This is a genomic window from uncultured Xanthomonas sp. (assembly GCF_964278005.1).
Taxonomy (GTDB): Bacteria; Pseudomonadota; Gammaproteobacteria; order Xanthomonadales; family Xanthomonadaceae; genus Xanthomonas_A; species Xanthomonas_A sontii.
On sequence record NZ_CAXYKF010000009.1, the window covers coordinates 191,161 to 215,627 of the forward strand.

Below are 24,467 nucleotides of genomic sequence, written 5' to 3' on the forward strand. Positions count from 1 at the left end.
CGCGTCGCCTCGGCGCCGATCTGCCAGAATCGGCCGATTGCCTGTCGATGTCGCCTCCATGACCGTTGCCGCGTCTCCCGTTCCGCCCGTCAACTCGCCGCGTCGCGTGCTGCTGGCCAGCCTGGTCGGCACCACCATCGAGTTCTTCGACTTCTACATCTACGCCACCGCCGCGGTGCTGGTGTTCCCCAAGCTGTTCTTCCCCGAAGGCGATGCCGATGCGGCGCAGTTGCAGTCGCTGGCGACCTTCGCCGTGGCCTTCGTCGCGCGGCCGCTGGGATCGGCGCTGTTCGGCCATTTCGGCGACCGCATCGGCCGCAAGGCCACGCTGGTCGCGGCGCTGCTGACCATGGGCCTGTCCACCGTGCTGATCGGCCTGCTGCCCGGCTACGACCGGATCGGCCTGTGGGCGCCGGCGCTGCTGGTGCTGTGCCGCTTCGGCCAGGGCCTGGGCCTGGGCGGGGAGTGGGGCGGGGCGGTGCTGCTGGCCACCGAGAACGCGCCGCCGGGCAAGCGCGCCTGGTACGGCATGTTCCCGCAACTGGGCGCGCCGCTGGGCTTCCTGCTGTGTTCGGGCATCTTTTTGCTGCTGGGCGCGCTGCTGGACGAGGCGCAGTTCCTGCGCTGGGGCTGGCGCATTCCGTTCGTCGCTAGCGCCCTGCTGGTGATCACCGGGCTGTGGGTGCGCCTGCGCATCCACGAGACCCCGGACTTCCAGCGCGCCCTGGACCGCAACGAGCGCGTGCGCCTGCCGATGCAGACGGTGCTGTCGCAGCACGTCGGCGCGACGGCGCTGGGCACGTTCGCGGTGCTGGCGACCTTCGTGCTGTTCTATCTGATGACGGTGTTCGCGCTGGGCTACGGCACCACCACGCTGCACTACAGCCGCGAGCAGTTCCTGCTGCTGCAGATGGTCGGCATCCTGTTCTTCGCCGCCGGCATCCCGTTGTCTGCCTGGTACGGCGACCGCCGCGGCACGCGCCCGGCGATGCTGGTGGCCAGTGTGGCCATCGTCGCGTTCGGGCTGTTCTTCGCGCCGCTGTTCCAGGCCGGGCAGCCCTGGCAGGTGCTGGGCTTCCTGGCGCTGGGGTTCTTCTTCATGGGCCTGACCTACGGCCCCTGCGGCACGCTGCTGGCCGAACTGTATCCGGTGCCGGTGCGCTACACCGGCGCCTCGCTGGCGTTCAACCTGGCCGGCATCGTCGGCGCGGCGCCGGCGCCGTACGTGGCGGTGTGGCTGGCCACGCACTACGGCCTGCCGTGGGTGGGCTACTACCTCAGCGCGGCGGCGCTGCTGACCTTGCTGGCCCTGCTGGCGATCAGGCGGCCGCGTCGCTGAGCGCCGGCTCCGCCGGCGGCGCGTGTTCGACCCGGTTGCGGCCGCCGGCCTTGGCCAGGTACAGGTACTTGTCGGCCTCGGTCAGCAGCGGATGCAGGGTCTGCCGCTGCGGTCCGCTGCTGCTGACGCCGATGCTGATGGTGAGACGCAGCGTCTGCGTGCCCAGCGGAATCGCGAGGTCGGCGATGCGCGCGCGCAGGGTTTCGAAGTAATCGGCGGCCGCGGTGGGGGCCAGGCCCGGCACCAACATGCAGAATTCCTCGCCGCCGAAGCGCGCCACCATGTCCTGCGGGCGCGCGTGCGCGGCCAGGGTCGCCGCCACCGCGCGCAGCGCTTCGTCGCCGGCCTCGTGGCCGAAGGTGTCGTTGATGTGCTTGAAATGGTCGATGTCGAGCATCGCCACGCAGACCGGCTCCTGCCGCGCCAGCCACTTCGCCAGCACGCGCTGGCTCTGTTCGAGGAAGTGCCGGCGGTTGGGCAGGCTGGTGAGGAAGTCGCGTGTCGCCAGGTCCTGCAGGGTGCCGATCAGCTCCAGCTGATCCACGTTCTGCGAGACCCGGCAGAAGAACTCCTCGCGCGAGAAGGGCTTGCGCAGGAAGTCGTTGGCGCCGTTCTTGAGGAAGCGCGGTACCAGCGACGGGTCGTTGTTGCCGGACAGGCCGATCACCGCCAACATGTCGCGCGCGCGCAATGCGCGCAGCCGGCGGGTGAATTCCACGCCTTCCATGCCCGGCATTTCCTGGTCCACCACCGCCAGGCGGATGGACGGATTGGCCTCGATCGCGCGCAGCCCGGCGGCGCCGTCGGCGGCCTCGACCACGCGGTAGCCGTACATCGACAGCAGGGAGGCGGCGTAGGCGCGCGCCGACGGCGAGTCGTCCACCACCAGCGCGGTGATGGACCGGTTGCGCGCCAGTCGCTGCACCAGCCAGGCCAGGTAGTCGATGCTGTCCGGCGCGTTCTTCAGGACGAAGTCGATGATCTGTTGGGTCAGGATGCGCTTGCGCAGGCTCTCGTCGTAGACCCCGCTGACCACCACCGTGGGCAGCCCGCGCGCGACGAAGAAGTCCACGACGGTGTCGCGGTCGCCGTCGGCCAGCACCAGCCCGGTCAGCGCCAGGAACCAGGGACCGCCGTCATCCAGGGCGGCGGCGGCCTCGGCCAGGGTGGAGACCACCACGACCGGCAGTTCGACCCGTTGCTCGATCGCCGCGCGCAGCAGGTCGGTGAAGGTGCGCGAGTTTTCCACCAGCAGGATGCGCTGCTGTGCGGGGCTGCCGTCGGGGGCGATCGGGGCGATCGACAACGGGTGCGACATGCATGCCTCGCGGGCGGCAATCCAGGAATGGAACCCGGTTAGCGGCCGTGCGCGCGCAAACTTGAGGGCGGCGTGGGTGCGTCGCTGGCTACCAGAGCGCGTCGCGCAGCTTGTACCAGGACATCGCCGCCACCAGCAGCGGCGTGCGCAGCAGGCGCCCGCCGGGAAAGGGCGCGTGCGGGATCCGTGCGAACACGTCCAGCCGCTGCGCCTGCCCGGCGATCGCCGCGGCGATGACCGCCCCGGCCAGGCCGGTGGCGGCCACCCCGTGGCCGGAGAAGCCCTGCGCGAAGTACACGTTCGGGGTCAGCCGGCCCCAGTGCGGGGCGCGGTTGCGGGTGATGTCGACGTAGCCGCCCCACACCGAGTCCATCTCGACCTGGCGGAGTTGCGGGAACACCCGGCGCATGCGCCGCGTCATCACCCCGCGCAGGCCGGGCGGCGGCAGCGACGAATAGCTGGCGCGGCCGCCGAACAGCAGCCGGTGGTCGCGGCTGAGGCGGAAGTAGTCCAGCGCCCAGTTGACGTCGGCCACCGCCATGTCGTTGCCGATCAGCTCGCGGGCCAGCGCCTCGCCCAGCGGCGCGCTGGCGCCGATGTAGGTGCCGACCGGCATGATCCGCGATTCCAGCTCCGGGGCGATGCCGCGCAGCCAGGCATTGCCGGCGAGGATGGCGAACTCGCCCTCGACCTCGCCGTGCGCGCTGCGCAGGATCGGTCGCGCGCCGCGCACCAGTTGCGTGACCGGCGTCTGCTCGTAAATGCGCACCCCGGCCGCCAGCGCCGCCCGCGCCAGGCCACGCGCGTACTCCAGCGGATGCAGGTGGCCGCTGGCCGCGTCATACATCGCCCCCAGGTAGCGTGGGCTGCGCAACTGCGACTGCAGCTGCGCGCGGTCCCACCATTGCAGCGGATAGTCGTAGCGCTGCGCCATCTCGATGATGCCGGCGCGCAAGGCGCGTTCCTGCCGCGGCTTGATCGCCACGTGCGCATGCCCGTCGCGCCAGTCGCAGGCGATGCCATGGCGGGCGATGCGGGTACGCAGCAACTGCATGCCGTCGCGGGAGAAGTCGAACAGCAGCCGCGCATCGTCCTGGCCGAGCAGGGCTTCCAGGGTGTGCTGCTCGCAGCCGTAGCCGACGATGGCCTGGCCGCCGTTGCGCCCGGACGCACCCCAGCCGACCCGCTGCGCCTCCAGCACCACCACCCGATACCCGGCCTCGGCCAGGGCCAGCGCCGCACTCAGCCCGGTATAGCCGGCGCCGAGGATGCACACGTCGGCGCGCACCTGGCCTCGTAATGGTTCCTGTTCCGGGAATGGTGCGGCGCTGTCGAGGTACCAGGACGCGCCGGGAATGGGGACTCGGGAATGGGGAACGGGAGAAGCGCCGGTCATGGCGGCGAACTGCAGTGATGGCCCAGGCGCACCGTATCCTGGGCTCCAGACGCTTTCGCGCTCGCTGCTTTCGATTCCCGATTCACCATTCCCGATTCCCAGCCTTCAAACCGTGCGCAAATACCAGCGATAGTCCACATCGCTGACCTGCGCCTGGAAGTCCAGCAGCTCGCGGCGTTTCTGCTGACCATAGATATGCCGGAAACGTGTGCCGAACGCGGTGGCGGCGAAGTCGCTGTCCAGGAAGCGGGCGATCGCGCTGCGCCAGTCCGGCTCGCGTGCAGCGTGTTGCGCGTAGGCATTGCCCTGGGTCGGCGGGCCGGGGTCTAGGCCCTGCGCCAGGCCGTGTTCGATGCCGGCCAGCACCGCCGCGACGACCAGGTAGGGGTTGGCGTCGGCGCCGGCGATGCGGTGTTCGATGCGGGTGTTGGCCGGGTCGCTGTGCGGCACCCGCATCGCCACGGTGCGGTTGTTGAAGCCCCAGCTGTCGTTGAGCGGGACGAAGGCATTGGCGACGAAGCGCCGGTAGCTGTTGGCGTGCGGGGCGAACAGCAGCAGGCAGTCCTCGGCGCTGTGCTGCAATCCGCCGATGGCATGGCGCAGCGGCGCGGCCGGCACCTGCGGGGTGCAGGCGAACACGTTGTGGCCGCCATCGTCGAGCAGGCTCACGTGCACGTGCAGACCGCTGCCGGATTGCGCGGCGAACGGCTTGGCCATGAAGCTGGCGAGCAGGCCCTGCTGCTGCGCGATCGCCTTGATCGCGCGCTTGAGCAGCACCGCATCGTCGCAGGCGGCCAGCGCATCGGCGCGGTGCTTGAGGTTGATCTCGAACTGGCCCGGCGCGTATTCGGCGACCGCGGTATCGGCCGGGATGCCCTGCGCGCGGCAGGCCTGCGCGACCGCGTCGGTGAAGCCGCGCTGGTCGTCCAGTTCCTGCATGTAATAGACCTGGGTGCTGTCGTTGCGCAGTCCGCTGTGGGCGTGCAGCGGCGGCTGCGGGCGGCCGTGCGCGTCGGCGTGCGGATCGAACAGGTAGAACTCCAGCTCCACCGCGATCACCGGGGTCAGCCCGCGTGCCTGCAGGCGTGCCAGCACCTGCGCCAGCACCTGGCGCGGGGCGAAGTCGAGCGCGCCGCCGGCGCCGTCCTGCATCGCCAGCAGCAGTTGCGCCGACGGCACCGGCGCCCACGGCACCGGCCGCAGACTGCCCGGCACCGGGAAGCACAGCCGGTCCTCGTCGCCGATGTCGTAGCCCAGCCCGGTTTCCTCGACGGTATTGCCGGTGATGTCGGTGGCGATCAGCGACATCGGCAGGCACACGCCGTCGCGGTAGACCTTGTCCAACGCGTCGCGGGCGATGCGCTTGCCGCGCAGCAGCCCGTTGCAGTCCGGCAGCAGCAGGTCGACCTGCTCGCAGCCGGCGATACGCTGCAGGGTCTGGGCATCGTCCGGGGGCAGCAGCGGGGCGTCGTGCATGCGGGTCATCGCGGCGGACGGCGGGAGTGCTTCGAGCTTAGCAGAGCGCCATGGCGTCAAGAATACTCAACAGCGGCAGGAGGCGACGTGCCGACGCTCGCTCGCGCGGCACGCTGGCCGTGTTGCGCTTTTGCGGCATGGCGGAGGAGATTTTGCGGCATCGTGCGGGCCGGTCAGCGCCTCTGCAGGTGCGTTGTGCGCCGTGTCCCACTGCGTGTCGTGTTGTAAAAATAAAACGCTCGCGGTAACTTGCGAGGACGCCACACGAGTTCTTCGCATGGCCGTATCGCCCCTGGTCGGCGTGCCGACCGATCGCAAGCTCATCGGCCAGCATCCGTTCCTGGCCGCGGGCGAAAAGTATCTGCGTGCCGCCGTCGATGGGGCCGGGGTGACCCCGGTGCTGCTGCCCTCGCTGCAACCGCCGGTCGACGCCCGCGCCTGGCTGACGCGGCTCGACGGCCTGCTGCTGACCGGCGCGGTCAGCAATATCGAGCCGCACCATTACAGCGACGAGCCGAGCTGGCTCGGCAACCTGCATGACCCGGCGCGCGACGCCAACACGCTCGACCTGATTCCGCAGGCGATCTCGCTGGGCCTGCCGATCCTGGCGATCTGCCGCGGCTTCCAGGAAGTCAACGTCGCCCTCGGCGGCACCCTGCACCAGAAGGTGCATGCGCAGCCGGGGCTGTCCGATCATCGCGAGGATCCGCAGGCGCCGCTGGAAGCGCAGTACGCACCGGCGCACGAGGTGGCGCTGAGCGAAGGCGGCTGGCTGGAGGAGATCGCCGGCCGCGGGCGGGTGCGGGTCAACTCGCTGCACGGCCAGGGCGTGGCCCGGCTCGGCGGCGACCTGATCGTCGAGGCGCTGGCGCCGGACGGGCTGATCGAGGCCTTCCGCGGCATCGGCCCCGGTTTCCTGCTCGGTGTGCAATGGCATCCGGAGTGGCGGGTCCTCGACGACCCGTTCTATCTCGGCATCTTCCAATCCTTCGGCGACGCCTGTCGCCACTATGCGGCCAGCCGCAGGCACTGATTCCCATGGCCAGTCGACCCCGATCGCGCAAGCACACCCCGGAACAGCAGGAAAGCTCGCTGCGGCGCTGGCTCAAGGAACGCCACATCACCGAGGTCGAGTGCCTGGTGCCGGACATCACCGGCAACGCGCGCGGCAAGATCATTCCCGCCGCCAAGTTCTCGCACGACTACGGCACGCGCCTGCCCGAGGGCATCTTCGCCACCACGGTCACCGGCGACTACCCGGACGATTACTACGACCTGACTTCTCCGTCGGATTCGGACATGCAGCTGCGCCCGGACCCGGACACGGTGCGCATGGTGCCGTGGGCCGCCGATCCCACCGCGCAGGTGATCCACGATTGCTATACCAAGGAAGGTCAGCCGCACGAACTGGCGCCGCGCAACGTGCTGCGCGGGGTGCTGGAGGCGTATGCGGCGATCGGCTGCAAGCCGGTGGTGGCGCCGGAGCTGGAGTTCTTCCTGGTGCAGAAGAACACCGACCCGGACTTTCCGTTGCTGCCGCCGGCCGGCCGCTCGGGGCGGCCGGAGACGGCACGGCAGTCGTACTCGATCGACGCGGTCAACGAGTTCGATCCGATCCTGGACCTGATGTACGACTATTGCGACGCGATGGAGCTGGACGTGGACACGCTGATCCACGAATCCGGCGCGGCGCAGCTGGAGGTCAACTTCACCCACGACGACGCGCTGTCGCGCGCCGACCAGGTGTTCCTGTTCAAGCGCACCATGCGCGAGGCGGCGCTGCGCCACGGCGTCTACGCCACCTTCCTGGCCAAGCCGATGGAGAACGAGCCGGGCAGTGCGATGCACATCCACCAGAGCCTGGTGGACAAGCACGGCAAGAACGTCTTCAGCGGCCGCCGCGCCGGCGAGTACAGCCGCACCTTCGCCCATTACCTGGCGGGCCTGCAGAAGTACGTGCCGATGGCGATGGCGTTCTTCGCGCCGAACGTCAACTCCTACCGCCGGCTGATGTTCGGCGAGGTGTCGCCGAGCAATGTGCTGTGGGGCTTCGACAACCGCACCTGCGGCCTGCGCGTGCCGATCGACACGATCGAGAACATGCGCGTGGAGAGTCGTTTCGCCGGTTCCGACGCCAATCCCTACTTGGCGATGGCGGCGACGCTGGCCTGCGGCTTGCTCGGAATCCGCGAGAAGCTCGAGCCGACCGAGCCGACCACGGGTAGCGGCAAGGAGATGGGCTATCAGTTGCCGCGTTCGCTGGGCGAGGCGCTGGACGAGCTGGAGCGGTGCGGGCCGTTGCAGGAGTTGCTGGGGCCGCGTTTCGTGCGGGCGTACATTTCGGTCAAGCGCAAGGAGTACGAGACGTTCTTCCGGGTGATCAGTTCGTGGGAGCGGGAGTTTTTGTTGTTGAACGTGTGAGTTGCTGTTGGCTGTTGTGGTTGGGCTGCTGCGCAGTTGTTCGTACTCCTCGACGCTGCTTCGATCTTGCCGCTTCCGCTTCCGCTTCCGCTTCCGCTTCCGCTTCCGTTTCTGCTTCTGCTGCCGCTTCATCTGTTGCTGTTGCTTCTGCTGTTGCTTTTTGGCTTTTGATTTACCGGGTTCCCTTCCGTAGCGGCGGCCATCGCGGGGAAAAACCCGAAGGGCGGCGTACATGGATGTACGCCGTCCGCGGCAGGGGCAGGATGCCCCTTCCGCGGATCCCCGTGATGGACGCGGACCCGGAGCGCGTAGCGCGGAGGGCGCGAGGCAGGGCGCGCTTTCTTTTGGGTACCTTTTCTTTGCGCGAGCAAAGAAAAGTAACTCGCCCGCAAGGGCGAAAGCCTTTGCTGTTGTTGTTGCTTTAAGACCCATGTAGGAGCGGCTTCAGCCGCGACCAAGGAGGTGACGAAGCACCTGTCGCGGCTTAAGCCGCTCCTACAAGTTCCGTGCGTCCGACAGGAAAAAAGCAATCAACAGCAACAGCTTTCGCCTGGCGGCGAGTCACTTTTCTTTGCTTGTGCAAAGAAAAGTAACCAAAAGAAAGCACACCCCGCAGCGCGCCCTCCGCGCTGACGCGCTCCGGGTCCGCAGCCACGACGGGCATTTTTCGACGGCACATCCATGTGCCGGCGAAAAACGACGCGCATCCTGCGCGTCGCCCTTCGGGTATTCGCCCGCCGTGGCTGCCGCGCCGAGGGGACCCCGGGTGAAGCAAAACAGCAACAGCCAAAGCCAGAGCAACAGCCAGAGCAACAGCCAGAGCCAAAGCCAGAGCCAAAGCCAGAGCCAAAGCCAAAGCCAAAGCCAAAGCAACGTCCGAAGCCAAAGCAACGTCCGAAGCAACAGCAGCAGCAACAGCTAAGAGAGACAGTGCGATCGAATTCCCCCCGTTAACGGAACCACCATGAACTTCATCTCCACCCGTAACGCCGCTCCCGCCGTTTCGCTCAGCCAGGCCATCGCCGCCGGGCTCGCCCCCGATGGCGGCCTGTACGTCCCCGAGCGCCTGCCCGCCGCCCGCGACCTGCGCGCCGGTGCCAGCCTCGCCGAGACCGCCGCGGACCTGCTGACGCCGTTCTTCGATGGCGACGCTCTGGCTGCGGAACTGCCGGCCATCTGCGCGGAGGCCTTCGACTTCGCCGCGCCGCTGCAGCCGCTGGCAACGCCCGGCGACCACGCGCTGGAGTTGTTCCATGGGCCGACCGCCGCGTTCAAGGACTTCGGCGCGCGCTTCCTGGCCGCCTGCCTGACCCGGCTGCGGCGGGGTGCGGAAACGCCTTTGACCATCCTCGTCGCCACCTCCGGCGATACCGGTGCCGCGGTCGCGGCCGCGTTCCATCGCCAGCCCGGGTTGCGCGTGGTGGTGCTGTATCCGGACGGGCGCGTGTCGCCGCGGCAGGCGCACCAACTCGGCTGCTTCGGCGACAACATCCAGGCGCTGCGCGTGGCCGGCTCGTTCGACGATTGCCAGGCGCTGGTCAAGCAGGCCCTGAACGACGCCGACCTGCAGGCGCAGGCACCGTTGAGTTCGGCCAACAGCATCAGCCTGGGCCGTCTGCTGCCGCAGATGAGCTACTACGCGCACGCAGCCCTGCAGCACCACGTCGCGCACGCGCAGCCGCTGAACCTGGTGGTGCCGACCGGCAACCTGGGCAACGCGATGGCCGCGATCCTGGCGCGTGCGCTGGGCGTGCCGCTAGGCCGGATCGTGCTGGCGACCAATGCCAACCGTGTACTGCCGGACTTCTTCGCCGGCGCCGATTATGCGCCGCAGCCCAGCGTGGCGACCCTGGCCAATGCGATGGACGTCGGCGCGCCGAGCAATGTCGAGCGCCTGCGCTGGCTGTACCAAGGCGACGACGCCACGCTGCGTAGCCAGTTCCAGGCGTACTCGGTGGACGATGCGCAGATCCGCCAGACCATCGGCGAGCGTTTCCGCCGCTACGGCGAGGTGCATTGTCCGCACACCGCCACCGCGCTGCACGTGCTGCAGCAACTGCGCGCCGAGGGCGCGGAGGCCGACGCCGGCGACTGGGCGGTGGCGGCCACCGCGCATCCGGCCAAGTTCGAAGGGGTGGTGGAGCCGCTGATCGGGCAGGCGGTGCCGGTGCCGCCGGCATTGGCGGCGCTGTTGCAGCGGCCGGCGCAGGCCGAGCCGCTCGCGCCGGACTACGCGGCGCTGCGCGCGCGGCTGCTGGCCGGCTGAGCAGCGCAGGCCGGGGCGCGCGAGCGCGCCCGACGGCTCAGTCGGACGGCTGCAACCGCTGCCAGGCGGCCAGGACGATGCCGCGTACCTGCAGCCAGTCCAGGCGCGAGCGCGGGTGGTCGCGCAGGAACACGTCGCGCAGTTGCGCGACCACCTCTTCCACGCGCTGGCCGTGGTACCTGAGGTAGGCGTCGTAGGCCAGCTTCAGCGCCGGCTCGTAGTCGTGGAACGTGTAACCGGGCTGATGGAAGGGGCTGTGTGCGTAATGCGCCTTCCAGAACTCCAGTTCGCGCTCGCGGTCCAGCATCACGCAGGCGCGCGAGGCGTGTTGCATCTCGATGGCGACGGCCATGTTGGCCCTCCGAGTGGTCCCCCCCACCGGCACCGCGGCGGCGCCGCAGGTGTGTTGCGCACGCAGTCTATGCCGGTCGGGCGTCGCCGCCGCGATGGCCGGCTGAAGCGTTCAGAGCTGGCGGTGCGGCAGTGCTGCACGCCGCGGCAAACCGGTGATCGGTTGGCCGCCGGCGGGCGCTGCACGGTTGTCCACACGCGATGTGGAGCGTTGCTCTGGAATCCTGTGGATAAGTGGCCAGGCACCGCATGGCGTCGGTGCCTGGAGCCGCGTGGCGAAAAAATCGCCACGCCGGTCCGCTCAGTCTTCGTCCGACGCCAGCCGGTGCAGCGCGGCGAAGTCGCGAATCTCCACCACATGCAGTTGCGGCAGCGCGATCAGGCCCTGCTGGCGCAGCTTGGTGAAGGTACGGCTGACCGTCTCCATGGTCAGGCCGAGATGGTCGGCGATGTCGCCGCGGCCCATCGGCAGCACCACCTTGTTGCCGGCATCGCCCTGGCGCGCCGCGCGGGCCGCCAGCTTGAGCAGGAAGTCGGCCAGTTTCTCGGCCGGCTGCAGCCGCGCCAGCGACAGCGCCGCGTCCTGCGCCGCATCCAGCTCCAGGCAGGCGCGTTGCAGCAGCTTGCGCTCCAGGTGCGGGAACTGCGTGCGCAACTGCTGCATCTGCGCCACCGGCACCCGGCACACCCGGCTGTCGGCGATGGCTTCGATGTCGTGGCGGTGCCTGACCGATTCGCTCAGGCCGACGTAGTCGCCGGGCAGGACGAAACCGGCCACCTGGCGGCGTCCGTCGGCGAGGGTGCGGACCAGGCGCAGCGCGCCGGCGGTGACGGTGTAGACCGCCTGTCGTGCCTCGCCGGTGCGGGCCAGAGTGGCGCCGGCGGCGTAGTGCAGCGAGGTCGTGGCCCGTTCCAGCGCCTGCACCTCGTCGCAGGCCAGCGCCGAGCAGATCGCCAGGTGGCGGACCGCGCAATGCAGGCATTCGTTGCCGCGCGGTTCGCGCGGGGCGGACGCGTCGGCGTAGGGCAGGGCGAATCCGGAAGGAGGCCTGTTCATGGGCGGGGCAGCGGCTTCGGCACCGGCGAATGATACGCCGATGCGGCCGCGCGTGGCCGGTGCGGCTAGAATTGGCGTCCCGCTCGCCCCCGAATCGCAGGAGTTCCGCACGTGATCAAGCCCCGTACGCCGCCCGGCATCATGGAATTGCTGCCACGCGAGCAGATCGCGTTCCAGCGCATGCTGGACGTCATCCGCCGCAATTACGAGCGGTTCGGGTTCCTGCCGGTGGAGACGCCGGTGTTCGAGCTGTCCGACGTGCTGCTGACCAAGTCCGGCGGCGAGACCGAGCGCCAGGTGTACTTCGTGCAGTCCACAGGTGCGCTGGCCAATGCCGCGGCCGAGGGCGGCGAGGGCGGGCTGCCGGAGCTGGCGCTGCGCTTCGACCTGACCGTGCCGCTGGCCCGCTACGTGGCCGAACACGAGCACGAGCTGAGCTTCCCGTTCCGGCGCTACCAGATGCAGCGCGTGTACCGCGGCGAACGCGCCCAGCGCGGCCGTTTCCGCGAGTTCTACCAGTGCGACATCGACGTGATCGGCAAGGATGCGCTGAGCATCCGCTACGACGCCGAGGTGCTGGCGGTGATCCACGCGGTGTTCGCCGAACTGGGCATTGGCGATTTCGCGGTGCAGTTGAACAACCGCAAGCTGATGCGCGGTTTCTTCGAGAGCCTGGGCGTGGCCGAGGGCGAGCGCCAGCTCGCGGTGCTGCGCGAGGTCGACAAGCTGGACAAGCGCGGCGCCGACTACGTGCGCGAGACGCTGGCCGGCGAGGGCTTCGGCATTCCCGCCGAGCAGGTGCAGCGCATCCTCGATTTCGTCGCGGTGCGCTCCAGCAGCCACGACGATGCGTTGGCGCGGCTGCAGGCGCTGGAGGCTGATGCTGTGTTCAGTGCGACCCTGCGCGAGGGCGTGGCCGAATTGCGCGAGGTGCTGGCCCTGGTCAAGGCGCTGGGCGTGCCGGAGACCGCGTACTGCCTCAACTTCTCCATCGCCCGCGGCCTGGACTACTACACCGGCACCGTCTACGAGACCTTGCTGACCGACTACCCGCAGATCGGCTCGATCTGCTCGGGCGGCCGCTACGAGGACCTGGCCAGCCACTACAGCAAATCCAAGCTGCCCGGCGTGGGCATCTCCATCGGCCTGACCCGGCTGTTCTGGCAGTTGCGCGAGGCCGGCCTGATCGACGGCATCGCCTCCAGCAGCGTGCAGGCGATGGTGGCGCTGATGGACGAGGCCAAGCTGGACGACGCGCTGGACATCGCGCGGCGCCTGCGCGCCGGCGGCATCAACACCGAAGTGCAGATGGAGCCGAAGAAGATCGGCAAGCAGTTCCAGTACGCGGCGCGCGCCGGCATCCGCTTCGTGGTGCTGGCCGGCGACGACGAACTGGCGCGCGGGGTGGTCGCGGTCAAGGACCTGCTGCGCGAGCAGCAGTTCGAGGTCGCCCGCGACGAACTGGCCAGCACGCTGCAGGTGGAGCTGGAGCAGGCCAAGGTGATGGCCTGAGTCTGGTGGCGGCGGCCGGCGACGGCCGCCGCGCTGTGCGAGATCTGCGTGGGGCGGCTTCAGCCGCGACCGGCATGGCCGATCCAGGCCACGGCCGATCCCAAAAACGCAGGCTACAGCAGGCCGGCACCCTGCAGCATCGCCTTGAGTGCACGCCGCTGCGCGCCATCGTCCGCCGGCCAGCCCTGCACTTGCGCGACGACCTTGTCGTCGCGCACCAGGAAGAACGTCGGCATGCGCCACTCGCGCGGCAGCAGCGGCCACTCTTCCACGTCGTAGATCGGATGCAGCGGCGTCTGCGGCTGCGCCTGGTTCCAGGCGCGCAGTGCCTCCAGGTCCTCGCTGCCGGGCGGCAGGGTCAGCCACAGCGCATGGCGCCTGAACGCCGGACCCAGTTCGGGATCGGCGGCAATGGCGCGCGCGGCGTCGGCGGCGAAATGGCAGCCGGCGGTGACCAGGAGTTGGGTCGGCGCCAGATCGATGCGCTGCCGATGCAGGGTGCGGCCATCGGCGTCCAGCGACCACAGCGTCGGCCCCTGCGCCGCCGCGCCCAGGCGGTCCTCGAAGCGCAGCCAATGCGGCCAGTCGGCGCTGCCGCCATCGGCCAGCAGGCGCCGTGCGTCTTCCACGCGATGCGCGAGCAGCAGCGCGTTGCCGGCGTCGTCCACCTGCGCCGCGCTGGCCTGGCCGCGGCGCCGCAACTGCGCCAACACCTGCAGTTGCGTGTCCAGCCCCGCGGGGGTGGGGCGCAGCGCGTAGGTCGCGACGACGGCCCGATACAGAAGATCCAGCGCGGCCGCGTCCGATTGCGCGATGGCGGCGGGGTCGAATGCTTCGGGCAGGGCGCTGCGCACTGCGGGCCAGGGATCGCGTCCAGTGCGGCGCAGGCCGTCCAGATTCCGGTTGTAGCCGTTGTAGCGACGCTCCAGGTCGCCGATCGCGGCGGTGGGCTCGTTGGCGCGCGGTTGCGTCGCCCAGTGCGGCAAGCTTTCCGCGTAGCGCTCGACCCCGAACAGCGCCAGCAGCGCCCGGCCCTGCGTGCGGGTCAGCTGCGGCAGGTCCTGCGCATCGAATCCACCCAGGCCATTGCGGCCGAACACCAGGCCGTCGAGGAAGCGTTCGCGGGCGCCGGGCGTGAGCGCGTCCAGCGGCGTGCGTTGGCCGGCGTGGGCGCGGAGGTAGGCCTTGAGCTGGGCGGCGGAGCGGATCGGCAGTTGCTCCACAGTGGCCGCGGTGTCGGCGTTTGCGGCCCCCTGGGCGGGAGGCGCCGGCGGCGGCTGCGCCGCTGCCGACATCGCCATGCACAGGACAAGGGCGGCAAAACACGCAGTGCGCATGCGGTACTCCAGAGCGGCGGCGGTCATCGCCGATCCTAGCGGCCGCCGGGCGATCCTTCCATCCGCCGCGGGAGGTGTCTGCGCGCAGCGTGAGGCCGGATCGCGGCAACGCACAGGGCGCCAGAGCGCGCAACAGGATGGCCCGGAGGCTGAACGCCAGGTCGCCGCGGCCCGCGCAAACTTGACCTTGTAATAGCGTGCTATTACATTAGCGCAATGAAACAACGTCCCGTCCCTGCAGCAGACCGCGACAGCGACGCCTCGTTCAAGGCGTTGGCGCGCACCCTGGCCCAGCTCGGCAAGCCGCAGGAAGTGGCGGCGTTCCTGCAGGACCTGTGCACGCCGGCCGAGCTGGAGGCGATGGCGGACCGCTGGCGGGTGGTGCCGCTGCTGCTCAAGGGCGTGCCGTACCGCGAGATCCACGACCTGACCCAGGTCAGCGTCACCACCATCGGCCGTGTCGCACGGACCCTGGAATACGGCGCCGGCGGCTATGCCGCGGCGCTGCGCCGGCAGACGGCGCGCCCCTCCGATTCCCACTGAGATGTCCTGATGAGTGCTTCCCTGGCAGCACCGGCCCGCGACCGGCTGCGTATCGCGATCCAGAAGAGTGGCCGCCTGGCCGAGCCGGCCCGTGCGGTGCTGGCCGCCTGCGGGCTGAGCTGGCGCGAGAGCCGCGACAAGCTGTTCTGCTACGGCGAATCGTTGCCGGTCGACCTGCTGCTGGTGCGCGACGACGATATTCCCGGGCTGATCGCCGACGGCGTGTGCGACTTCGGCATCGTCGGCCGCAACGAACTCGAAGAGCAGGCCGGCGAGCGCCGCCGCAATGGCCTGCCGGAGGCCTATCGTGCCCTGCGCGGGCTCAACTTCGGGCAGTGCCGGCTGATGCTGGCGGTGCCGGACAGTTGGGAGTGGAGCGGCCCGCAGCAGGTGCAGGGGCTGCGCATCGCCACCAGCTACCCGGCGGTGCTGGCCGACTGGCTGGACGCGCGTGGCATCGCCGCGCAGGTGGTGGAGCTGTCCGGCTCGGTGGAGATCGCGCCGCGCCTGGGCACCGCCGACCTGATCTGCGATCTGGTCTCCAGTGGCGCCACCCTGGCCGCCAACCAGCTCAAGCCGGTGGAGACGCTGCTGGAGAGCGAGGCGGTGCTGGCCGGTCCGGTCCGCGAACCGGCCGATGCCCGCGCCGGCCTGGCGGCGATGCTGCTGCGCCGGCTCGACGGCGTGCTCAAGCTGCGCGACAGCAAGCTGCTGATGTTCCGCGCTGCGCGCGAACGCGTGGCCGACCTGGCGCGGTTGCTGCCCGACGCCGAACCGCTGGTGCAACTGCCCGGCGATGCCGATGGCCCGCTGCAGTTGCAGACCATGTGCCACGGTGCGATCACCTGGCAGCGCATGGAGGAACTGGAGCGCGCGGGCGCGCAGGGCTTGATGGTGTTGACGGTGGAGCGGTCGCTGGCATGAATCGTTTGGAATGGAGCGCGCTCGACGCGCAGGAACGCACCCAGGCGCTGACCCGGCCGGTGCAGCGCGTGGCCGAGCAGACCCGCAACGCGGTGGCGCAGGTGCTCAATGACGTGCGCAGCCGCGGCGACGACGCGCTGCGCGAGCTCACCGCGCGTTTCGATGGCGTGGTGCTGGAGACCTTCGAAGTGAGCGCCGCCGAGTTCGCCGCCGCCGAGGCGGCGGTGCCGGCGCCGCTGCGCGCGGCGATGGCCGAGGCGGCGGCGCGGATCGATACCTTCCACCGCGTCGGCATGGCGCAGCCGTACGCGGTCGAGACCGCGCCGGGCGTGGTCTGCGAGCGCGTGGTGCGGCCGATCGGCCGGGTCGGCCTGTACGTGCCGGCCGGCAGCGCGCCGCTGCCGTCGACCGCGCTGATGCTGTGCGTGCCGGCGGCGCTGGCCGGCTGTCGCGAGGTGGTGCTGTGCACGCCGCCGCGCGCCGACGGCTCGGCCGACCCGGCGGTGCTGGTCGCGGCGACGCTGTGCGGCGTCGACCGGGTGTTCAAGCTCGGCGGCGCCCAGGCGATCGCGGCGATGGGCTTCGGCACCGAGACCGTGCCGTCCTGCGACAAGCTGTTCGGTCCGGGCAACAGCTACGTCACCGAGGCCAAGCAGCAAATCGCGCAGGCCGGCGCGGCGGCGATCGACATGCCGGCCGGACCGTCCGAGGTGCTGGTGATCGCCGACGCCGGCGCCGATGCGGCCTTCGTCGCCGCCGACCTGCTGTCGCAGGCCGAGCACGGTCCCGATTCGCAGGTGCTGCTGCTGTCCGACAGCGCCGCGCTGATCGAGGCGGTCGAGAACGAACTGGAGCGGCAGCTGGCGACGCTGCCGCGCGCGGCGATCGCCCGGCAGGCGCTGGCCGCGTCGCGGCTGATCCGCGTCGACACGCTGGAGGATGCGTTCGCCATCAGCAACCGCTACGCCCCGGAACACCTGATCCTGGCGCTGCGCGCGCCGCGCGACTGGCTGGACCGCGTCGAGGCCGCAGGCTCGGTGTTCCTGGGCGACTACACGCCCGAGGCGCTGGGCGATTACTGCAGCGGCACCAACCACGTGCTGCCCACCAGCGGCGCGGCGCGTGCCTACAGCGGCGTGAGCGTGGCCAGCTTCCAGAACTTCGTCAGCGTGCAGAGCGCCAGCGCCGCCGGCATCGCCGCGATCGGCGGTTGCGCGGTGTTGATGGCGCGCGCCGAGGGCCTGGACGCGCACGCCAACGCGGTGGCGCTGCGCATGGAGAAGGCGGCATGAGCCAGACTCCAGACGCACGCGCCGTGCTGGCGCTGGTCCGCCCGGACCTGCGCGAGTTCGCCGGCTATTCGTCCGCGCGCAGCAGTGCGCTGCAGGGCGAGATCTGGCTCAATGCCAACGAGTCGGCCTGGGCCAACGCCGCCGATGGCGACGCCGGCAATCGCCGCTATCCCGACCCCCAGCCGCCGGCGCTGCGCGCCGCACTGGCGCAGCTGTACGCCTGCGCCCCGGAACAACTGCTGCTCGGCCGTGGCAGCGACGAGGCCATCGACCTGCTGCTGCGCGCCCTGTGCGAGCCGGGCCGCGACGCCATCGTCATCACCCCGCCGGTGTTCGGCATGTACGCGGTGTGCGCGCGGCTGCAGAACGCGCGCGTGGTCGAGGTGCCGCTGCGCGATGCCGCCGAGGGCCTGCTGACCGACGTGGACGCGGTGGTGGACGCCGCATTGAGCCAGATGGCCAAGCTGGTATTCCTGTGTTCGCCGGGCAACCCCGGCGGTGCGGCGATCGCCCTGGCCGACATCGATCGCGCCGCCGAGCGCCTGCAGGGACGTGCGGTGCTGGTGGTGGACGAAGCCTATGGCGAGTTTTCCGACGAAGCCTCGGCCACCAGCTTGCTCGCGCGCCATGCCAACCTGGCGGTGCTGCGCACGCTGTCCAAGGCGCACGCGCTGGCGGCGGCGCGGATCGGCTGCGTGATCGCCGATCCGGCCCTGATCGCGGTGCTGCGCCGCTGCCAGGCGCCGTATCCGATTCCGGCGCCATGCACGCAACTGGCGCTGGCCGCGCTGCAGCCCGAACCGCTGCGGCAGACCGCGGCGCGGGTGCAGGAGGTGCGGACCGAGCGCACGCGCATGCAGGCGGCGCTGGCGGCACTGCCCGGCGTGCGCCAGGTGTATCCGTCGCAGGGCAATTTCCTGCTGCTGCGCTTCGACGACGCCGAGGGCGCGTTCCAGGCGCTGCTGGCGGCCGGGGTGGTGGTGCGCGACCAGCGCGCCGCGCCGGGCCTGGGCGATGCGCTGCGCATCACCCTGGGCACGCCGGCGCAGAACCAGCGCGTGCTCGGCGCCTTGCAGGCATGGAGGGCCGCGGCATGACCCCGATCCTGTTCGTGGACCGCGACGGCACCCTGATCGAGGAGCCGGCCGATTTCCAGATCGACGCCTACGAGAAGCTGCGCTTCGTGCAGGGCGTGATCCCGGCGATGCTCAAACTGCGCGACGCCGGCTACCAGTTCGTCATCGTCACCAACCAGGACGGCCTGGGCAGCGAGGCCTACCCGCAGGCCGCCTTCGACGGTCCCAACGACCTGATGCTGCAGATCTTCGCCAGCCAGGGCATCGTGTTCCGCGAGGTGCTGGTCGACCGCAGTTGGCCGGCCGACAATGCGCCCACGCGCAAGCCCGGCATCGGCCTGATGCTGCCGTACCTGCAGGACCGCAGCATCGACTGGGCACGCTCGGCGATGGTCGGCGACCGCGTCACCGACATCCAGTTCGCCGAGAACCTGCGCATCCGCGGCTTCCAGCTGCGTACCGCGCAGTTCGGCGGCGAGTGGGACTGGGCCGGCATCGCCCACGAGCTGGCCGATGCGCCGCGGCGTGCGCGGGTGCAGCGCGACACCAAGGAAACCCGCATCGCGGTGGAACTGGACCTGGACCTGGCGCGCGACCCGCACTGCGCCACCGGTCTGCCGTTCTTCGACCACATGCTCGAGCAGATCGGCAAGCACGGCGGTTTCGCCCTGGACGTGCGTGCCGAAGGCGACCTGCACATCGACGAACACCACACCATCGAGGACACCGGTCTGGCCTTGGGCCAGGCGTTGCGTCAGGCGCTGGGCGACAAGCGCGGCATCGGCCGCTACGGCTTCACCCTGCCGATGGACGAGACCCTGGCCAGCGCCGCGCTGGATTTCAGCGGGCGCCCGTACTTCGTGTTCGAAGGCGAGTTCAAGCGCGAGCGGGTCGGCGACATGCCCACCGAACTGGTACCGCACTTCTTCCGCTCGCTGTGCGATGCGGCCGGGCTGAACCTGCACCTGAGCGTGCGTGGCGACAACGACCACCACAAGGTCGAGGCCTGCTTCAAGGCGCTGGCCCGCGCCTTGCGCCAGGCGCTGAAGCGCGAGGGTGCGGCGCTGCCCTCGACCAAGGGCGTGCTGTGAATCGGCGCGTCGTGGACACGCGGAGGGTGCGATGAGCACGGTGGCCTTGATCGACGCCGGCGGCGCCAACCTCGGTTCGGTGCGCTATGCGCTGCAGCGGCTCGGCGTGGAGCCGCGGCTGGTGCGCGACGCGGCCGGTCTGCAGGGCGCGGAGCGGGTGATCCTGCCGGGCGTGGGGGCGGCGCCGCATGCGATGGCGCGGCTGCGCGAGCAGGGCCTGCTCGAGCCACTGCGCGCGCTACAGGTGCCGCTGATCGGCATCTGCCTGGGCATGCAGTTGCTGTTCGAGCATTCCGAGGAGGGCGATGTCGATTGCCTGGGCCTGCTGACCGGCGTGGTCCGGCGCATGCCGCCGGCGCTGGGCATCCGCGTGCCGCACATGGGCTGGAACCGGCTGTTGCCGCTGCGCCCGTCGTCGTTGCTGGCGGGCGTGCCGGACGGTGCCAGCGCCTATTTCGTGCACGGCTATGCCGCACCGGTCACAGGCGACACTGTCGCCGCCTGCGATCATGGCGGTCTGTTCACCGCGGTGGTGCAGCATGGCCGCCGCTGCGGCGCGCAATTCCATCCCGAGCGCTCCGCCGACACCGGCGCGCGCATCCTGCGCAACTTCCTCGAGACTGATTTCCCATGAGCTTCGTCGTCTATCCCGCCCTGGACATCCGCGACGGCCGCGTGGTGCGGTTGGCGCAGGGCGACTACGCCCGCGAGACCCACTACGGCGACGATCCGTTGCGCCGCGCGCAGGCCTTCGCCGAGGCCGGTGCGCAGTGGATGCACCTGGTCGATCTGGATGCGGCCCGCGCCGGCGGCTATACCCTGGCACCGCTGCTGCAGCGGATCCGCAACGAGACCGGGCTGCAGGTGCAGACCGGCGGCGGCGTGCGCTCGCGCGCCGACGTGCAGCGCCTGCTCGATGCCGGCGCCAGCCGCGTGGTGATCGGCTCGCTGGCGGTACGCGACCGCGAGTCGGTGTTGGAGTGGCTGGCCGAATTCGGTCCTGAGCGCATCACCGTGGCGCTGGACAGCCGCCAGGACGCGCACGGCGTCTGGCGCTTGCCCGTGCATGGCTGGACCGAAACCTCCTCGCTGAGCCTGGACGCGCTGGCCGGCGAGTACGCCGCGGCCGGGCTGATCCACCTGCTGTGCACCGACATCGCCCGCGACGGCATGCTGTCCGGGCCGAACCTGGCGCTTTACGCGCACCTGCGGCAGCTCGCGCCGGCGTTGGCGGTGCAGGCCTCCGGCGGCATCCGCAACGCTGCCGACGTGCGCGGCGCGCGCGAGGCCGGCTGCGCCGGGGCGGTGCTCGGCAAGGCCTTGCTGGAAGGGCGGCTGCGCCTGGACGAGGCGCTGGCGTGCTGAGCCGGCGCATCATCCCGTGCCTGGACGTGCGCGAAGGGCGCGTGGTCAAAGGCGTGAAGTTCCGCGACCACGTGGACATGGGCGACATCGCCGAACTGGCGTTGCGCTACCGCGACCAGGGCGCCGACGAACTGGTGTTCTACGACATCGGCGCCAGTCCGGAAGGGCGCTCGGTGGACTACGCCTGGGTCGAGAAGGTGGCGCGGCTGCTGGACATCCCGTTCTGCGTGGCCGGCGGCATCCGCGACGTCGCCACCGCGCGCGCGGTGCTGCATGCCGGCGCCGACAAGATCTCGATCAATTCGCCGGCGCTGGAGCGGCCGGCACTGATCGCCGAGCTGGCCGAGGCCTTCGGCGTGCAGTGCGTGGTGGTCGGCATCGATTCGATCCGCGAGGACGACGGGCAGTGGCGCGTGCGCCGCTTCACCGGCGACCCGAGCAAGACCCAGGCGCTGCGCATGCGCACCCTGGACTGGGTGGTGGAGGCGCAGCGCCTGGGTGCCGGCGAGATCGTGCTCAACTGCATGGACAGCGACGGCGTGCGCCGCGGCTACGACATCGCCCAACTGCACGAAGTGCGCGCCCTGTGCAAGGTGCCGCTGGTGGCGTCCGGCGGCGCCGGCGAGATGCAGCACTTCGCCGACGTGTTCGAGCGTGCCGACGTCGACGGCGCGCTGGCCGCCAGCGTCTTCCACAGCGGCGCGATCCCCATTCCCGAACTCAAGCGCTTCCTGCGCCAACGACAGATCGAGGTGCGCGATGGCGCATGAACATTCCCACGGCGCGGACGCCGCCGATGCGGCGCTGGACTGGGGCAAGGGCGATGGCCTGCTGCCGGTGGTGGTGCAGGACGCCGCGACCCTGCGCGTGCTGATGCTGGGCTACATGAACCAGGAGGCACTGGCGCAGACGCGCCGCAGCGGCCAGGTCACCTTCTACAGCCGCAGCAAGCAGCGCCTGTGGACCAAGGGCGAAAGCTCCGGCAATGTGCTGGACGTGGTGGCGATCGACACCGATTGCGACCGCGACACCCTGCTGGTGCTGGCGCATCCGCGCGGGCCGACCTGCCACCTCGGCCGCGACAGCTGCTTCCCTCAGGCGCCGGGCCAGTTCCTGGGCGCGCTCGACCGGCTGGTCGCGCAGCGCGAGCGCGAACGGCCTGCGGGCAGCTACACCACGCAGCTGTTCGAGAAGGGCACGCGACGCATCGCGCAGAAGGTGGGCGAGGAGGGCGTGGAGACCGCGCTGGCCGGCGTCGCCCAGGGCGACGAGGACCTGCTCGGCGAGTCCGCCGATCTGCTCTACCACCTGACCGTGCTGCTGCGCGCACGCGGCCTGGGCCTGGCCGACGCGGTGGCGGTGCTGGAAGCGCGGCACCGCTGAGTCTGTCCGGCGCGGTCATCGTCGCGTCGATGTCCTTGGCTACAATCGGGGGCCCTCGGCTTCTCCGGATGTTCCGCATGCTGCGCACCGTCGTCCTTGCCTGCCTGTTGGCCGCCGCTGCTCCCGCCGTGGCGCAGACCGCGACGATCAGCGGCAGCGTCTACCAGGAACGCGACAACGCCCCGGGCCGCGGCCCGGGCGATACCGGCATCGCCGGCGTGCAGGTGTCCGACGGCGTGCACATCGTCCGCACCGACGCGCAGGGCCGCTACCGCTTGGAAGTGGAGCCCGGCCGCACGGTGTTCGTGATCAAGCCCGATGGCTACAGCTTCGCCAGCGCCGGCAACGGCCTGCCGGACTACTGGCGGCACTACGCGCCCGCCGGCTCGCCCACGCTCAAGTATCCGGGCATCGCGCCCACCCGCGGCGCCACCGACCACTGGGACTTCGCGTTGCGCGCGCAGCCCAAGGCCGACAGCACCGAGGTGCTGGTGTTCGCCGATACCCAGACCGCATCGATGACCGATGTCGGCTACTACGCCCGCGACATCGTCGCGCCCTTGCGCGGCAAGACCCACGCGCGCATCGGCACCACCCTGGGCGACGTGGTCAGCGACGACCTGTCGCTGTATCCGGCGCTGAATGCGGAAACCGCCAAGCTCGGCGTGCCATGGTTCCATGTGCCCGGCAACCACGACCTCAACTTCGACGCGACCGACGACGTCGATTCGCTGTCGAGTTGGCGTGCGGTCTACGGTCCCGACACCTACGCGGTGGAAGAGGGCGGCGCCAGCTTCGTGTTCCTGGACGATGTGGTCTACCAGCCGACGCAGCAGCCCAAGTACATCGGCGGCCTGCGCGCGGACCAGTTCGCGTTCCTGCAGGCCTACCTGACCAGCGTGCCCAAGGAGCGGCTGGTGGTGCTGGGCCTGCACATCCCGCTGTTCGATGCGGCGCCCGGCAAGGAGACCTTCCGCCATGCCGATCGCGCGCGGCTGTTCGCGCTGCTGCAGGCGTTCCCGCATGTGCTGGTGCTCAGCGGCCACAGCCACACCCAGCGCCACTATTACCACGGTGCCGACGAGGGCTGGCACGGCGCGCAGCCGCTGCACGAATACAACGTCGGCGCGGCCTGCGGCGCGTTCTGGTCCGGGGTCAAGGATGCCGAGGGCATTCCCGCCGCGACCATGGCCGACGGCACCCCGAACGGCTATGCGCTGCTGACCGTGCGCCGCGACGGCGGCTATGCGCTGGCCTACCACGCCGCGCGTGCCGCCGACGACACCCAGATCGGCCTGCATGCGCCGAAGGTATTGCGCCGCGGTGCCTATCCGGCCTGGGGCGTGTACGCGAACGTGTACATGGGCGAGGACGACACGCGCGTCGAGTACCGCGTGGACGACGGCGCCTGGAAGCCGATGCAGCGGGTCGAACAGCCGGACCCGGCCCTGCTCGCCGAGAACGCGCGCGACGATGCCGCCGACGCGTTGCGCGGCTACGATCGGTCGCCGGAAGCGATTCCGTCGCAACACCTGTGGCGCGGCGCCTTGCCGACCGACCTGAGCGTGGGTGCGCACCGCATCGAGGTCCGCGCGTTCGACCGCTGGCGCGGCGAGCAGCACGCCAGCGGCAGCTATCGATTGCAGGACGCCTCTCCCTGATCGCGCCGCGGTTGCGACGCTGGCGTCGCGTCTCGGCGACGCCAGGTCAGCCGCGATCTAGGTTTTTTTGATCGCCGTCCTGGGCTGTGCCCGGCGCACGCGGGCGCTGGGCGAAGTGGGACCGGCTGTTGTCGTTGGCGATGACGCCGATGAGCCGATCGGCGCCGGCATTGGCGAATGTGCCGCCGTTTGTCCAGTTCGGCGCGCCGTCCCAGGAGCCGTGCCAGCTTTCATCTGCAAGTTATTCGAAGGACATGCTTTGCATTGATTGAATAACTGCACTGTTCCACACGGTTCGCCAGTTTTACGTCATGCGTTTGCTTGTCCGCGTACCTGCAGCGTACGGTGACGAATCGGCCCTCATCGTAGATGTAGCCCAGAACCCAATGGCCGTATCGCTCCTTTGCCACGTCGGGCTCAAGCGTTGCGAGATCCTGTGGTTCTCCATCGAATGCATCGATGGAGCGAAGTGGCTGATCCTGTCGAATGGGGCAGACCGAAGGCGCGGCGAGCACGGGACTCCAGGCAAAAAGGCAGAGTAGAAGAGCGGCAACTCGCTTGCTCAATGGAATAGACGTTGTTTCCATTGTTTGTAGCTCATATCTGCGCTGCCGTGCCTGCGGATCCGTCAGTATCAAGTCGGGCGCGGCGAAGACCCA

The 24,467-nt window shown here is 70.1% G+C and carries 22 protein-coding genes; 15 read left to right on the top strand and 7 right to left on the bottom strand.

What is annotated here, in order from left to right; genetic code table 11:
• The first annotated feature begins 58 nt into the window (after window positions 1-58).
• Window positions 59-1,339, top strand: a complete 1,281-nt coding sequence (locus tag ACHWVH_RS06505; RefSeq protein WP_267083204.1) for an MFS transporter — start codon at window positions 59-61, stop codon at window positions 1,337-1,339.
• On the opposite strand, the gene ACHWVH_RS06510 is transcribed toward ACHWVH_RS06505, so the two are convergent.
• From ACHWVH_RS06510 to ACHWVH_RS06520, 3 genes are all read right to left on the bottom strand, one after another.
• Entirely contained in the window at window positions 1,320-2,657 is a 1,338-nt protein-coding gene (locus ACHWVH_RS06510; protein WP_267113888.1) for a diguanylate cyclase, read from the bottom strand. The two genes, ACHWVH_RS06505 and ACHWVH_RS06510, sit on opposite strands and share 20 nt — an antisense overlap.
• Before the next feature lie 88 nt (window positions 2,658-2,745).
• Window positions 2,746-4,053: an FAD-binding oxidoreductase gene (locus ACHWVH_RS06515; RefSeq protein ID WP_295914162.1), complete on the bottom strand. Its 1,308-nt coding sequence runs from the start codon at window positions 4,051-4,053 to the stop codon at window positions 2,746-2,748.
• Between the two features lie 105 nt (window positions 4,054-4,158).
• Window positions 4,159-5,538 carry a glutamine synthetase family protein gene (locus ACHWVH_RS06520; RefSeq protein ID WP_295914166.1) on the bottom strand — a complete coding sequence of 460 codons (1,380 nt, stop codon included), beginning with the start codon at window positions 5,536-5,538 and terminating at the stop codon, window positions 4,159-4,161.
• 268 nt (window positions 5,539-5,806) lie between these two features.
• Between ACHWVH_RS06520 and ACHWVH_RS06525 the strand changes: the two genes are divergently transcribed.
• The 3 genes from ACHWVH_RS06525 to thrC all read left to right on the top strand — a co-directional run bounded on the left by ACHWVH_RS06525 (window position 5,807) and on the right by thrC (window position 10,216).
• The gene (locus ACHWVH_RS06525; protein WP_295967624.1) at window positions 5,807-6,562 is read left to right on the top strand and encodes a gamma-glutamyl-gamma-aminobutyrate hydrolase family protein; all 756 of its coding nucleotides are present in this window, start codon (window positions 5,807-5,809) and stop codon (window positions 6,560-6,562) included.
• Between the two features lie 5 nt (window positions 6,563-6,567).
• Entirely contained in the window at window positions 6,568-7,950 is a 1,383-nt protein-coding gene (locus ACHWVH_RS06530; protein ID WP_017911359.1) for a glutamine synthetase family protein, read from the top strand.
• A 964-nt stretch (window positions 7,951-8,914) separates the two neighbouring features.
• Entirely contained in the window at window positions 8,915-10,216 is a 1,302-nt protein-coding gene (gene thrC, locus ACHWVH_RS06535; RefSeq protein ID WP_295926104.1) for a threonine synthase, read from the top strand.
• 37 nt (window positions 10,217-10,253) lie between these two features.
• On the opposite strand, the gene ACHWVH_RS06540 is transcribed toward thrC, so the two are convergent.
• Together ACHWVH_RS06540 and ACHWVH_RS06545 are read right to left on the bottom strand one after the other, a co-directional pair.
• Entirely contained in the window at window positions 10,254-10,568 is a 315-nt protein-coding gene (locus ACHWVH_RS06540) for a hypothetical protein (protein ID WP_295926107.1), read from the bottom strand.
• Between the two features lie 300 nt (window positions 10,569-10,868).
• Complete coding sequence (locus ACHWVH_RS06545; protein ID WP_153750887.1) at window positions 10,869-11,624, bottom strand: Crp/Fnr family transcriptional regulator; 756 nt, start codon at window positions 11,622-11,624, stop codon at window positions 10,869-10,871.
• 111 nt (window positions 11,625-11,735) lie between these two features.
• Between ACHWVH_RS06545 and hisS the strand changes: the two genes are divergently transcribed.
• Entirely contained in the window at window positions 11,736-13,136 is a 1,401-nt protein-coding gene (gene hisS, locus ACHWVH_RS06550) for a histidine--tRNA ligase (protein ID WP_295926110.1), read from the top strand.
• Window positions 13,137-13,249: 113 nt separating this feature from the next.
• On the opposite strand, the gene ACHWVH_RS06555 is transcribed toward hisS, so the two are convergent.
• Complete coding sequence (locus ACHWVH_RS06555; protein ID WP_394686859.1) at window positions 13,250-14,500, bottom strand: hypothetical protein; 1,251 nt, start codon at window positions 14,498-14,500, stop codon at window positions 13,250-13,252.
• A gap of 189 nt (window positions 14,501-14,689) precedes the next feature.
• Here ACHWVH_RS06555 and ACHWVH_RS06560 point away from each other — a divergent pair, with 189 nt between their 5' ends.
• The 10 genes from ACHWVH_RS06560 (at window position 14,690) to ACHWVH_RS06605 (ending at window position 23,808) form a co-directional block, all read left to right on the top strand.
• Window positions 14,690-15,016 carry a YerC/YecD family TrpR-related protein gene (locus ACHWVH_RS06560; RefSeq protein WP_152236964.1) on the top strand — a complete coding sequence of 109 codons (327 nt, stop codon included), beginning with the start codon at window positions 14,690-14,692 and terminating at the stop codon, window positions 15,014-15,016.
• Between the two features lie 9 nt (window positions 15,017-15,025).
• On the top strand, window positions 15,026-15,940 hold the full coding sequence (hisG, locus tag ACHWVH_RS06565; protein WP_017908285.1) for an ATP phosphoribosyltransferase: 915 nt from the start codon (window positions 15,026-15,028) through the stop codon (window positions 15,938-15,940).
• Entirely contained in the window at window positions 15,937-17,232 is a 1,296-nt protein-coding gene (gene hisD / locus ACHWVH_RS06570) for a histidinol dehydrogenase (RefSeq protein WP_295926117.1), read from the top strand. Before hisG ends, hisD begins: the two co-directional genes overlap by 4 nt.
• Window positions 17,229-18,329 (top strand): histidinol-phosphate transaminase, encoded by a 1,101-nt coding sequence (hisC, locus tag ACHWVH_RS06575; RefSeq protein WP_295926120.1) that lies wholly within the window; start codon window positions 17,229-17,231, stop codon window positions 18,327-18,329. The genes hisD and hisC overlap by 4 nt, the downstream gene beginning before the upstream one ends.
• Entirely contained in the window at window positions 18,326-19,399 is a 1,074-nt protein-coding gene (gene hisB / locus ACHWVH_RS06580; RefSeq protein WP_152181167.1) for a bifunctional histidinol-phosphatase/imidazoleglycerol-phosphate dehydratase HisB, read from the top strand. The genes hisC and hisB overlap by 4 nt, the downstream gene beginning before the upstream one ends.
• A gap of 31 nt (window positions 19,400-19,430) precedes the next feature.
• Window positions 19,431-20,033: an imidazole glycerol phosphate synthase subunit HisH gene (gene hisH / locus ACHWVH_RS06585; protein WP_017913325.1), complete on the top strand. Its 603-nt coding sequence runs from the start codon at window positions 19,431-19,433 to the stop codon at window positions 20,031-20,033.
• Window positions 20,030-20,764 (top strand): 1-(5-phosphoribosyl)-5-[(5-phosphoribosylamino)methylideneamino]imidazole-4-carboxamide isomerase, encoded by a 735-nt coding sequence (gene hisA / locus ACHWVH_RS06590; RefSeq protein ID WP_017913326.1) that lies wholly within the window; start codon window positions 20,030-20,032, stop codon window positions 20,762-20,764. The genes hisH and hisA overlap by 4 nt, the downstream gene beginning before the upstream one ends.
• Complete coding sequence (gene hisF, locus ACHWVH_RS06595; protein WP_152238865.1) at window positions 20,758-21,534, top strand: imidazole glycerol phosphate synthase subunit HisF; 777 nt, start codon at window positions 20,758-20,760, stop codon at window positions 21,532-21,534. Before hisA ends, hisF begins: the two co-directional genes overlap by 7 nt.
• Window positions 21,524-22,147 carry a bifunctional phosphoribosyl-AMP cyclohydrolase/phosphoribosyl-ATP diphosphatase HisIE gene (hisIE, locus tag ACHWVH_RS06600; protein ID WP_267104892.1) on the top strand — a complete coding sequence of 208 codons (624 nt, stop codon included), beginning with the start codon at window positions 21,524-21,526 and terminating at the stop codon, window positions 22,145-22,147. The genes hisF and hisIE overlap by 11 nt, the downstream gene beginning before the upstream one ends.
• Before the next feature lie 77 nt (window positions 22,148-22,224).
• Window positions 22,225-23,808 (top strand): calcineurin-like phosphoesterase family protein, encoded by a 1,584-nt coding sequence (locus ACHWVH_RS06605; protein WP_295926128.1) that lies wholly within the window; start codon window positions 22,225-22,227, stop codon window positions 23,806-23,808.
• Between the two features lie 230 nt (window positions 23,809-24,038).
• Here the strand turns inward: ACHWVH_RS06605 and ACHWVH_RS06610 are convergent, their stop codons facing one another.
• Window positions 24,039-24,395, bottom strand: coding sequence for an STY0301 family protein (locus ACHWVH_RS06610; RefSeq protein WP_343229595.1), 357 nt, complete (start codon window positions 24,393-24,395; stop codon window positions 24,039-24,041).
• Between the last annotated feature and the right edge of the window lie 72 nt (window positions 24,396-24,467).